Annotated in this window: 10 protein-coding genes; 5 read left to right on the top strand and 5 right to left on the bottom strand. The window is 43.1% G+C overall.

Annotated elements, in window-relative coordinates; all coding sequences use genetic code 11:
- Positions 1–213: 213 nt before the first annotated feature.
- Positions 214–2,220: a galactose-1-epimerase gene (locus F6J90_RS28995; protein WP_293101677.1), complete on the top strand. Its 2,007-nt coding sequence runs from the start codon at positions 214–216 to the stop codon at positions 2,218–2,220.
- Positions 2,221–2,402: 182 nt separating this feature from the next.
- On the opposite strand, the gene F6J90_RS28990 is transcribed toward F6J90_RS28995, so the two are convergent.
- A complete protein-coding gene (locus tag F6J90_RS28990) occupies positions 2,403–3,881 on the bottom strand; it encodes a PQQ-dependent sugar dehydrogenase (RefSeq protein WP_293101675.1) in 1,479 nt (492 codons plus the stop codon).
- A 284-nt stretch (positions 3,882–4,165) separates the two neighbouring features.
- Here F6J90_RS28990 and F6J90_RS28985 point away from each other — a divergent pair, with 284 nt between their 5' ends.
- A complete protein-coding gene (locus tag F6J90_RS28985; RefSeq protein ID WP_293101672.1) occupies positions 4,166–5,434 on the top strand; it encodes a GTP cyclohydrolase II in 1,269 nt (422 codons plus the stop codon).
- A 69-nt stretch (positions 5,435–5,503) separates the two neighbouring features.
- On the top strand, positions 5,504–6,928 hold the full coding sequence (locus F6J90_RS28980; protein WP_293101669.1) for a URC4/urg3 family protein: 1,425 nt from the start codon (positions 5,504–5,506) through the stop codon (positions 6,926–6,928).
- Positions 6,929–7,076: 148 nt separating this feature from the next.
- On the opposite strand, the gene F6J90_RS28975 is transcribed toward F6J90_RS28980, so the two are convergent.
- On the bottom strand, positions 7,077–7,199 hold the full coding sequence (locus tag F6J90_RS28975; protein WP_293101666.1) for a hypothetical protein: 123 nt from the start codon (positions 7,197–7,199) through the stop codon (positions 7,077–7,079).
- Between the two features lie 21 nt (positions 7,200–7,220).
- The gene (locus F6J90_RS28970) at positions 7,221–8,357 is read right to left on the bottom strand and encodes a site-2 protease family protein (protein ID WP_293101663.1); all 1,137 of its coding nucleotides are present in this window, start codon (positions 8,355–8,357) and stop codon (positions 7,221–7,223) included.
- A 444-nt stretch (positions 8,358–8,801) separates the two neighbouring features.
- On the opposite strand from F6J90_RS28970, the gene F6J90_RS28965 reads away from it, so the two are divergent.
- Positions 8,802–9,323 (top strand): 2TM domain-containing protein, encoded by a 522-nt coding sequence (locus tag F6J90_RS28965; RefSeq protein WP_366513905.1) that lies wholly within the window; start codon positions 8,802–8,804, stop codon positions 9,321–9,323.
- Here the strand turns inward: F6J90_RS28965 and F6J90_RS28960 are convergent.
- Complete coding sequence (locus F6J90_RS28960; RefSeq protein ID WP_293101660.1) at positions 9,313–10,368, bottom strand: tetratricopeptide repeat protein; 1,056 nt, start codon at positions 10,366–10,368, stop codon at positions 9,313–9,315. The two genes, F6J90_RS28965 and F6J90_RS28960, sit on opposite strands and share 11 nt — an antisense overlap.
- 87 nt (positions 10,369–10,455) lie before the next feature.
- Positions 10,456–11,121, bottom strand: a complete 666-nt coding sequence (locus tag F6J90_RS28955; protein WP_293018805.1) for a sigma-70 family RNA polymerase sigma factor — start codon at positions 11,119–11,121, stop codon at positions 10,456–10,458.
- A gap of 424 nt (positions 11,122–11,545) precedes the next feature.
- Between F6J90_RS28955 and F6J90_RS28950 the strand changes: the two genes are divergently transcribed.
- Positions 11,546–12,142 (top strand): glyoxalase-like domain protein, encoded by a 597-nt coding sequence (locus F6J90_RS28950; protein WP_293101657.1) that lies wholly within the window; start codon positions 11,546–11,548, stop codon positions 12,140–12,142.
- Positions 12,143–12,228 lie beyond the last annotated feature (86 nt).

Here is a 12,228-nt window from a genome sequence, read left to right as displayed (position 1 = left end):
GCCTATAAGCTGATAGCTGATAACTGATAGCTGATAACTGATAGCTGATAACTGATAGCTGATAGCTGATAGCTAAATGCTTACAAAATTGTCCCTCTATTATATTACTTTTAAAAAAATAGTTATAATAGATTACAATTAATTACTAAAAAATAAACTATGCTTACTAGCTCAATGTTAACAAAAATAATTACAGTCTTTACCGCAATGGTAATGACTGTACTTTTAGTAAAATCAGATTTATACAAGAGATTTAACCCTGAGCAATCTTACGCCACAGCAAATAACTACCAGTCCCAAGAAAACAACAGTGTAACGAAGATTGAATTTGGCCAGACTAAAGATGCTCAAAAAGTTTATCTCTATACTTTAACCAATACTAATGGTTTAGTAGCTAAGATAACCAACTATGGTGCGACTCTTACTGAATTACACTTGCCTGACAACAGCGGTGAGCTAGACGATGTAGTGCTGGGATTTGATAGTCTAGAAGATTATTTGACCGCTAAGCGCTACCTATATTATGGTGCAATTGTTGGTCGCGTCGCTAATAGGATTAAAGATGCTCAGTTCACTCTCAATGGTCAAAAGTATGATCTAGCTACTAATGCCCCTCCCCATCACATACATGGTGGTAAAAAAGGTTTTGACAAAGTGATTTGGAAAGCTGAACCAATTAACAGTAGCCAAGGACAGGCACTAAAACTAACTTATCTGAGTCCTGACTCAGAAGAAGGATATCCAGGTGATTTGACAGTGACAGCCATTTACACTCTGACTAACGATAATGAGTTAAAGCTGGAAATGACCGCTACCACTAACAAACCTACTCCTGTCAACTTGGTGAATCATTCATATTGGAACTTGGCTGGTCATGCTTCTGGGAATATTCTAGGACAATATTTAACGATCAATGCCGATAGATATACGCCTAACAACGAACAGCGAATCCCTACAGGAAAGATTAAATCAGTTAAAGATACACCCTACGACTTTACTCAGCCTCAGTTGATTGGAGATGGCATTAATCAGCTTAGAAATACCCTAAAGCAAAACTATCCAGGAGGCTACGACCTCAATTATGTCTTGAATGGAGAATCGGAAAAAATCAAACTGGCAGCTACTTTATATGAACCAAAATCTGGTCGAGTGATGGAGATTCACACTAATCAGCCAGGAATACAGTTTTTTTCTGGAAATCTTCCTAAGCTTAGAACTGTGGGTAAAGGAGATGTTGTTTATACAAATCATCAAGGTTTGTGCCTAGAGACACAACATTTTCCTGACTCAGTCAATCAGCCTAACTTTCCTTCGATTATCTTGAATCCAGGTGAAACTTATCGACACCTAATGGTTTATAAATTTTACACCAAACAAAATAATCTAGGAAAAATTATTGCTCCCAATAGTCAACTGGAAAAGGTAGCAGGAGGTTTTAAGTTTACTGAAGGACCTGTTTGGCATCCCGACGGATTTCTGCTATTTAGTGATATTCCAGCTAATACTATTTATAAATGGCAACCAGAGCAAAAAACCGAGATTTTTCGTCAACCTTCTGGCAATGCTAATGGTAATACGTTAGACCGCTCAGGGCGTTTAGTTACTGCTGAACATAGTAATCGTCGTCTATCCCTAACACAAAAAGATGGAAAAATCGTAACTCTAGCTAGTCACTACCAAGGGAAGCGGCTGAATAGTCCCAACGATCTAGCAGTCAAATCAGATGGTAGTATCTATTTTACCGATCCTCCCTATGGCATCAAATCGGAACAAGAAGAATTAGGCTTTTATGGTGTTTATCGCCTAGCACCAGATGGGACAATAACTCTGCTAGTTGATGACTTTGTCCGCCCTAATGGTATTGTTTTTTCCCCAGATGAAACTAAATTATATGTGAATGATTCAGAAAGAGGTCATATTCGGGTTTTTGATGTCAAGCCAGACGGGATGTTAGAGAATGGAAAACTTTTTGCCGAACTGAAACCTCCTAGTCAGGAGGGGGCAGCAGATGGTATGAAGGTAGATATCCAGGGCAATGTTTACAGTACTGGACCAGGAGGAGTTTGGATTTTCTCACCACAAGGGGATCTACTTGGCATTATTGAAACACCAGAAGCGCCTGCTAATTTAGCATGGGGCGACAGTGACTACCAAACCCTTTACATTACAGCAAGAAACAGTCTTTATCGTATCCGTCTTAAGATTAAAGGGATGCGCTAGAAAGTCATACCTATTCTCCTGCATTCATCAGAGACTTAGTAGGAGTATAGAATTCAGAATTCAGATTAATAATACTGAATTTGTAGGATGGGTAGAGCGATACCAAAACCTATCGCTCTCTGGCTCCTGTTCGGTTTTATCCTTCAACCTAACCTACAATAATGTGAATTCCATAACCATCATTATTCCAAACTATTCTGGTCAATAGGGGATTTTGGTGAACGAACGAGTTTCCTAACTTTACCATCTTGTTTTGATGTCACATAGATTTCTCCTTCTTCGTCCACCCCGAATCGCACATCAGAGCGTTTTTTACCAATGATTTCGAGAAAAGAAGCTTCTTGCTCTCCGTCAAAGAGTCTGAGTTCTTTTATTTTTGCCTGTTTGCCATTGACAAGTTCATCTACAGGAACGTGGAAAAATCTTGCATCATGAGCGAAATCAGCAAAAATGTATTGACCAATTAATTCGGGAATTGCCTTGGCCCGATAAACATAACCACCAGCGATCGCAATTCCATAGAAGCCTTTTATGTCGGGGGGGATGTCATGGTCATATTGGGCAACGGGATAAGTATAGCCATAGGAGCGATCGTTTTTGGGTAATGCAAACAAAACATTTTCATTATTTTCCTTTATAACCCAAGTACCTTCCCGCTCGCCCCAACCATAGTTAGCTCCTTTGATACCAAGATTAATTTCTTCAATAAAAGCCTGACCAGTATCAGCAATCAACATTTTGCCTTCGCCACCAGTATCCCAGCTAAAACGATGGGGATTACGCAGTCCATAAGCCCAGATTTCACCCAAGGTTTTAGGCTCTTCATCTGTAACAAAAGGATTATCACGAGGAATACCATATTGACCATTAACACTATTTTTGCCAAAGGGATCGATTCTGAGAATTTTGCCCAGCGGTGTTCCCAGATCCTGTCCATTATCCAAGGGATCGGTATCGCTAACAGGGTAGCCATCACTACCGCCATCAGCTACTGCAATGTAGAGTAAACCATAATCATCATCCCCTCGTTTAGCATTGGGATTAAAGCCCAATTGTCCAACATTATGATCTGGGTAAGGCTCTTCAATGCGCAAAATCTCACGGGATGTTCCGACAAAAGTATTGCTAGAAGGGTTTGTTGCCTTCCACTCGCGAATTACATCGTGGTGGGCACTTTCGATAATGTTCTTGTTATTGTCAATAATTGGTTTGGTAACGGGTAAGTCAGGAGTACCGCCAGTTTTAACTTCGCTAGTTACAGTATAAAAAATTCCATTGTCAGCAAATTCTGGATGAAAAGCAAAATAAGCGAAGCCCTGTTGAGGAGTTTCATAAGTAAAGTCTGCACAAATTAGTTTTTTCAGATTCATATAAACAGTAGCAGTGCCGTCAACAATGACATACAACTTGCCACGCATATCGTTAACAAATAATCGTCGGGTACCATCTCCTGCATGGGTAAGCAGGTTCAAGCGAGCAGCTTTCTTTCTTCCAGTTCCACTATTGGGAATTTGAACAACTTCTTCCAATCCCACAGAGAGTTCTGACTTTTTAATTGGCTCGGGAATGGGATCGGTTATCTGGGCATAAGAAATCCTGGTAACAGCAAAGATGGCCAAGAATAGCGAGAAGATAAAACAGAGAAGGCGAAATTTGTTCATACATACATAATATGAATGCCGCTAAGTTAAGGGCGCGGACGCTAAAAATATGAGAAATCCAAAAATACGAAACCCCTGAGGTTGGAGTCATGGTGGCGTAATTTGGTTTTTTGTATGTTACAGCTCAAGGCACTGGTTCCGCAATTCTTGCCCACTAGAGCAATAGTAATAGAAAATACTTATACTTCTGTTAGAAATTGTTACTATAGTAATTTATCCCTATTAACTAAGTCTTAGCATCTAAGACCTAGACACTCGTTGGTGCATTCTACAGAGTAACTCTAATGGAAGATTCAACAACTATCAGCAAACCCAAGCATATTGTTTTAACCTCCCATCCTAGCTCTTCTAGATTAAATTCTCCAGCAATTAACTGGGGAGAAAGTGACCCCCTCAAACGAGGACCCATTGTCGGTACCTTAGTTAACTCAGCTCATCGCAATGTTATTGGTACTCACTCAGGTTCCTATTCAGTGTATCGAGCCTTAGCCGTAGCCAGTGGCACACTCCAGCCGAATCACCGCCCGGATCTCACTAACACTGCTCCCATCGTTCCAATTGGTCCTCATCCCAGTTGGACTGACCCTAATTTGATTGTTTCTCTCGACCCCTTTGGGGCGATGGTAGGTGAAGTTTATAGCGATTTATATCAGCAGGGATACGACATTAGACCCACAATTGCCATCACCAAAGCTCATATCAATATGCCAGAACTACAGGATGCTGTAGAGAAAAAGCGTTTAGCAATTGATGGCAAAATTATTAAAAACGATGGTAGTTTAGTAGTCACTAAAGTAGCAATTGACCCGGTTTGGTATCTACCGGGAATTGCCCAGCGATTGAACATTCAGGAAAGTTACCTGCGCCGTGCTCTATTCCAGCAAACTGGTGGCATGTTCCCGGAACTGATCACCCGCCCCGATTTAAAGGTATTCTTACCCCCCATTGGTGGCATCACTGTCTATTTAATTGGTGATGTAGCAGCCATTACTGAACCGAATCGACTGCTTGCTGTACGAGTTCATGATGAATGTAATGGTTCCGATGTTTTCGGTTCCGACATCTGCACCTGTCGTCCCTATCTAGTCCATGGTCTAGAAGTCTGTGTCCAGACAGCCCAAGCTGGAGGTGCAGGTGTCATTGTTTATTTCCGTAAAGAAGGTCGCGCCTTAGGTGAAGTAACTAAGTTTTTAGTGTACAATGCGCGGAAACGTCAAGAAGGAGGTGATAGCGCTAATGCCTACTTCAACCGTACAGAGTGTGTGGCTGGGGTTCAAGATATGCGCTTCCAAGAACTAATGCCTGATGTGCTCCATTGGTTGGGAATTAAACGAATTGACCGTTTTGTCTCCATGAGCGATATGAAATATAATGCTATCGTTGAATCCGGTATTGAGATTATTCAGCGCATTCCCATTCCAGAACACTTGATTCCCGCTGATGCCCAAGTAGAAATCGCTGCCAAAAAAGCCGCTGGTTATTACACTGAAAATACAAGTGAACTCGATGCGATCGCATTGGCTCAAGTTCAAGGGCGCAATTTAGCCGATTAGTTATTTTAGTCAATAGTCAATAGTCCTTAGTCACTCCCGAATTGCCTATTCCCTAATTCTCTGTTGCCTATGTCACCTCTGGATAATGCACAACAGCAGTTAATCGCTTACTTAAGAACCCCATGGGCAATTCGGGAGAGATGCGATCGCATTTTCACCTTAGCTAGTGCTGACCAGTTGCAGTACTTTCGCTGCAATTTAACCAAGCTAGAGCAAGTAGCTAACTATGTCATCGAGGTAATGCACCAGCACTACCCCGATTTCCAGATTCCATTTCATAGTCGCTGGCGGCATTTTGAGGTAGGAAATGTCCCTCGTCTTCGGGAACTAGACCAGAAATTGGTAGGATTCACTCCACTCCAAAAAGCCCAAACCAAATTCGACTTAGTCATCATTAGTGTCCTACTCGATGCTGGCGCTGGCAGCAATTGGCAGTATCATGAACCAGAAACCGGACTAGTGTTTCGCCGTTCCGAAGGATTAGCCGTTGCTAGTTTCCGCATGTTCTGTCAGGGAGCTTTCTCCAGCGACCCAGACCTACCTTGGCAAGTCGATGCCAAAGGACTTCAATCCTTGAGTGCCCATCACTTAGCCCAGGGATTTCAGGTTAGTCAAACCAATCCACTCATAGGCATAGAGGGTAGGCTAGCCTTACTACAGCGCTTAGGGCAAGCCATGGTGATATTACCACAGATGTTTGGCAAAGTCAATCCTCGTCCTGGCAACTTAGTAAATTACTTGGTAAATTACCACTTGCTAGATAAGTTGCAGGTTACCAAGGGATTGCAGCTTAGCAACTTGAACCCTGAAAGTTGCCAAGACAACCAAAGTTGGGTCAAGCCACTGACAGATTTACAACCTCTCCAGGAGCAACCTGCAACTTGTCAACCAGCTAACCTACAACCAGCCAACCTACAACCTGCAACCTGTGAACCGGCCAACCTTCTAAGTGCCACTAACCTATTCAGCACCGTCCTGGAGGGATTAGGGGATATTTGGCCAAAACGAGAATCCATCGCGGGGGTCAATTTAGGGGATGTGTGGCAACATTCTGCTCTCAAAGGGGATAACTACGGTTCCGAGTATGTACCATTTCACAAACTCTCCCAGTGGTTAACTTACTCCCTATTAGAGCCATTGCAGGAACTGGGTGTAGAGATTACTGAACTTGAGCAGTTGACTGGCTTAGCAGAATATCGCAATGGGGGCTTATGTTTAGATCTAGGATTACTAGAGGTCAAGGATAGCGCTATTTTACAACAGTCTCACTTACCCAGCTCCGAAGTGATTATTGAGTGGCGAGCACTCACCGTTAGTTTGCTAGATCAAATAGCAGCAACTATTCGTCAACAACTGAACCTGAGTGCTACTGAATTGCCACTAGTAAAAGTCTTACAAGGAGGAACTTGGACAGCAGGACGTAGAATTGCTGCTCAATTGAGACCAGGAGGCTCTTCCCCGATTCACATAGAAAGTGATGGCACAGTCTTTTGACCAAAAATTTGGGTCTCAAGCCTAGTTGGGTGATCTAGTTGGGTGATCTAGTTGGGTCAGTTATCCATTACCCATTACCTTTTATATCATGTCGGGATAATTACCCTGTCTTGATGCAGTCGCTCATGGGGGAAACCACGGCAGTCGCTCATGGGGGGAACCCCCAAGACCGCGCTGCATCGCTTAATAAAAATCTCCCCCATCTCCCCATCTCCCCATCTCCCCATCTCCCCACACTTCCCACCCTCCCCACACTTCCCACACTTCCCACCTTCCCTCTAGTTATGGGTATTCAACCTGACTTGATATTACCGTCAATAGCCTTTTTTCGTTCTTCGAGGATACTGCGAATGGAAGCTGTATCCAGAATTCCCAGAACTACACCCTTGTCACTAACCACAGGTAGCTGATCTAGCTGCTCTTTCTCCAGAATTTTGACAACCTCTAACAGGGAATGATCCGATTGAACAGTTCTAAAAGTTTTAACAGACTTCATCAGTGCTCTTACTGGAGTCACCGGCCAATTAGAGGTAGGAACAGTTTTGAGATCATCGACTACCACAACTCCTAGCAGTTTACTGGCTTCATCGGTTACTAGAAACTTGCGCCACTGATTTTTACCGATAATGTACTCGTTGGCAAACTCCCTTAGAGACAAATCAGCGAATACAATTGGGCTGTTGGGAATGACCGCATCTTTTGCTGTCAACCCCTCTAGCTGGTCTTGAACGATAGCAGATTGGGCAGACATGCCAGCATTTTGCAGCAAGAACAAACCAATTAAGGCAAACCAGATGCCATTAAAGCTACCATACAGTAGGATTGGAAACAGTCCATAAAAAATTCCTCCCCAACCAAAGAACTGACCAACACGGCTAGCAATTAACACACCTTTGTGTGGGTTGTCGGTAACTTGCCAAACCAGTGCCTTCAGGATGTTACCCCCATCTAGGGGTAAGCCAGGAATTAAGTTGAACAATGCTAAAGCCAAGTTGATGGAGGCGAGGAGTCCAACAATTGATGCCAATGAACTAGCTAGATTAGCATTAGCCTGAACGGCATATAGTAGAGCAAATAGTAGCAAACTAACAGCTGGACCAGCAATCGCAACTAAGAACGCCTCTAGTGGACTTTTTGATTCTTTCTCCAGGCTAGCTAGACCACCAAATAGAAAGAGAGTGATAGATTTAACCTCAATTCCCTGCTGGATCGCTACAAAGCTGTGTCCTAGTTCATGAGCTAAGACAGAGGCAAATAACAAAAGTGCAGTAACAAATCCTAAAAACCATGGCAAAACACCGCTCAATCCTGAAAAATTTGCTAAGTCACCTCCGAAATCAAAGGTGACTAAAGCTAAGACTAGAAACCAGCTTGGATTCACATAAAAGGGAATCCCAAATAAATTCCCAACACGAATACTGCCGTTCATGCAGACTACCTCAAACTCTCCTAAGACGTTTTTTTATACCAAGTTGGCTTCTAAGGTAGTAGATAGGGTATGGTTCATGATTAACATTTCATAAAAAATAGTTCATGAAAAATAGATCATGATACGATTGCCAGTTATCCTTGGCAGTAAAGGGTTTATCGCTTTTGCCAATCAACAATCAACCAAGAGCAATGAACAATTAACCTACCTGAAGGCAACCCGATAGTAGTTTCGTCTTTCATGGTTCTATCGTAACGAAATGTAAAAGATTTGCCGATTGCTCAAATGCCGTAAAATCCGTCCACCCTTAGTGCGGTTTTAGGAATGCAGGGGTTTGACCCCTCTGTGTTTCCATCGGCATAATAAAATTAAGCACCGCTCTTAGTGTTTAGAGTAACATCTTCTTTAAGCACTACCCCCCTTCCTACTAGTGAAACTGACTAAATGATGTCCGTCTTTGAAACCAAAATCACCCACTCTTACAACCAACAAGACATCCAGCACATCCTGAATCTAGCCCTGGCACGTCAGGAAATGGTTGAAGAATTTTCCCGTGAACAGCTGCTGGAAATTGCTGCTGAATTAGGAATTTCCACCCACACTATCTTGGAGGCAGAACGAGAATGGCTAGCCCAGCAACAAGAACAGCAAAAACGTCATGAATTCAATAGTTACCGACGTAGCCAATTAAAAAAAAGTTTTGGAAAGTTTGTAATCGTTAATAGTTTTTTATTAGCGATTAATCTAATTAACGCTGGTTACCTGTCTTGGTCTTTATATATTTTATTGTTCTGGGGTTTGTGGATAGCACTCAGGGCGTGGAATACTTATCAAATACAGGGCGAAGAGTATGAAAGAGCGTTCCAAAAATGGAAACTTCAAAACCAGGTCAAACAGATAGCCCAATCAACTTATACTAGTCTCAAAAACTGGATTCAAGACCAAGGACTAACTACTAAGGAGTAACATAAATAATTTGAGCTAAATCGCTGATTAACAATGTTTCTTCCTGAATATCTCCTAAAGCATGAGCCACTGCGATCGCTTTTTCATAAAAACTCCGAGCTTCCAACAAATTACCAGTGTCTTGGTATAACTGGGCAAACAACTTTAGAGCAACAAGCTCTTCACGGCGATTGTTTTGTTCTTGTGCCAAAGCCAGATATTCCTTCAGTGCTTTCACCGCTTGCCGATTCTTACCTGTAGCGATATGGGTTAAAGCTATACCCTTAATAGCACGAATCTGATTGAAGGCATTGTCAACTTTTTCTGCCAGTATCTGGGCAATTCGGTAAGAATACAAAGCATCTTTTTCCCGTCTAGCCGCTAGATAGGCATCTCCCAAATTATTCCGAATATTCGTCTCACCTAACTTATCCCGAGAGCGACGCCGTAAAACTAGGGCAGCTTCATACCACTTAATCGCCTCGGGATAATTTCCCCCTTCAGCTGCCACTAAGCCTAGATTATTCAGACTCAACCCTTCACCGTCATCATCCTTAATAGTACGGGAAATGGTCAGTGCTTCCATAAAAGCTTCTTGGGCTGCTTTGAGGTTTCTCGTTTGCAGCAATAATATTCCAATATTATTTATACTATAAATCTGTGGCTGAAAACTTTGTTGAGAACGGGCAGCACCCAAGCCTCGGCGCAAGGCTCGCTCTGCCTCCTGATAGCGTCCCAACTTGGCGTAAGTCTGACCTAGGGAATTGTAAGTTTTACCCAATCCCTCAAAGTCACCAATTTGCTGATAAATTTCTCCCGCTTGGGACAAATACGCGATCGCTTCGTTCAACTTACCACTCTGTTTGGCCAGCTCTGACTGTTCCAGGAAAAAATCTGCCCTATTTCTTGCTTTGCGGTCACGAAGATTGTCTAAAGGGATTGCCAGTTGTTGGTCGATGCTCCGAGTCTGACCCCAAGCCATCGGGCTTGCCAACATTATCAATGGAAAAAAGGCTAGCGCTATGATTCCGGAAAGACTAGTCAGCAACCTGCTACGATTCGCCATACCAAAAGACTCCGTTTGATCAACATTTCTGCTATTATGGAAGTTATGATCAAAGTACCCCGATCAAGGGTGCAAACTAACCGCCCCTTATTCACTCAAAACCGGTACTGCAAACAGATCAGATTCTTCTCGATTCTTGGCTTCGACCCCCAGATAGACCACCCGAATATCATCGGGTAAAGCAGCTTCCAACAGTTCATAGCCTTCTTGGAGTTCAGTTCTCACTTGAGCTGGAGTAATCATTTCTCCCTCCGCTTGCAGATAAGCCGCAATTCGCGTTTCACTCCAGTGAAAGGTCCCAGCCATGATTACCATCAACCGCACCGCTGGTGGTAGCTGTTCCAATGCCATCTCCAGATAACACCACAAGGGTGGTGGTGCTACCTTTAGGTTATAGTGAATAGATTCCACTGGTGGCAAGTCTGCCTGGTTAATACAAACCGCCGTTAGGTTTATGATCTGGTTTTGGAAGGACGTTGACTCTAGTCCATAATCCTCCCGCAAATCCATGCCACCCAGTTCGTGATAGATGTGACGCCAAGTCAGAGCAAATAGATATTCCGCCTGTACAGGCGATCGCGCTGAGTGCCGCACTAATGTATAGACAATAGGACTGTAGCGACAGAAAATTGCTGTAAAGTACTTCCCTTCAGACCGATGACGCTGAAACAAAGTCAGCAATTCCTGATCACTATGATGAAACAGTGATTTAATAAGTGGATGCTTAGATTCAGGAAAATGGGGAATTTGCACAATCTTTCAATAAAACCTGTAATTAGGAGAATTAGATAGGTGCGCTTTCCGTGATGGCGAACGCGCCCCGCGTGACCTACGGTCAAGGGATTGCTCGCCATCACGGGTCGCATCTGTAGATGCATCCTGATCTCACCACAACGCCCTCGTGTTGAGAAAGGGGAAATGCCAATGGTTAACTGGCATTGGAGTTGATCAATGTCGGGACCTAGTATGCTAGGTCCCGACTAGACCTCAAGATGAAGGAGATGGATGCCGATACCAAGTCTACAACCTTTGGTGCTCCGATGCTCCTTCAGTTGAAGCTAAAATTGAGAAAAAGCGTACGTCAATGTCTGATGGTAATAATATTACCTACGATTGGACAAAAAGTTCATAAGGACCTTTAAACTAATTTATCCAGTTGCTAACTCTGTTTAAGTTTATGATTCTATCAGTTGATATTATTTCCCGGCTAACTTCGCCCCTGCCTGTTGGGGCATTTTTACCCTCTTTGCCTTTAGATAGCCTGTTTTCCACTCAAGGCATCATGGTGATGCTCCTAGCCGCCTATGCCTTTGCCATGTGGATGTTTTTGACCAGCGCTCCAAAAGTTCACACCATCATGGTGTCTGATTTGGCAATAGCGCGACAGTTTTATGAAGGCTTGCTAGAGTTATCCGCAGCAGAAGTCCCCCTACATTACTACTATAATTACGAGCAGACCATGGGGAGTACCAGCATTGACCCCCTATATATGTCAACCAATTTGGGAACCACCCAAGCGACCCAGTTCAATGGTACTGATGGGCTATGGTACCAGTTAAAGAAGAATACCCAGCTCCACGTGATTTCTGGAGCTAGCTTAGGCAATAAAAACCAACAACGTCACGTGTGCTTTGACCATGAGTGCTTGGATCAAGTTTTGATGCTGGTGCAGATGAGACGGCTGAAATACAAAGTGCGCACCCTCAAGCCCCTTAACTTTTTGGTCAAGGATGTGGACGATCGTGTAATTGAACTGGCAGAAGTTTCTAATTAGCTGTTAAATCAATAATGGTGAGTTAATCAGGGATTAGGCGGGTAACAATTGCGCTTAGCGCACCAGCCTAAGGTTTCATGCCTAAT

Origin of the sequence: Moorena sp. SIOASIH (assembly GCF_010671925.1) — a bacterium.
GTDB lineage: Bacteria > Cyanobacteriota > Cyanobacteriia > Cyanobacteriales > Coleofasciculaceae > Moorena.
The sequence above is the reverse complement of the archived record's forward strand: the minus strand, read 5'-3'. Positions and strand labels throughout refer to the sequence as shown.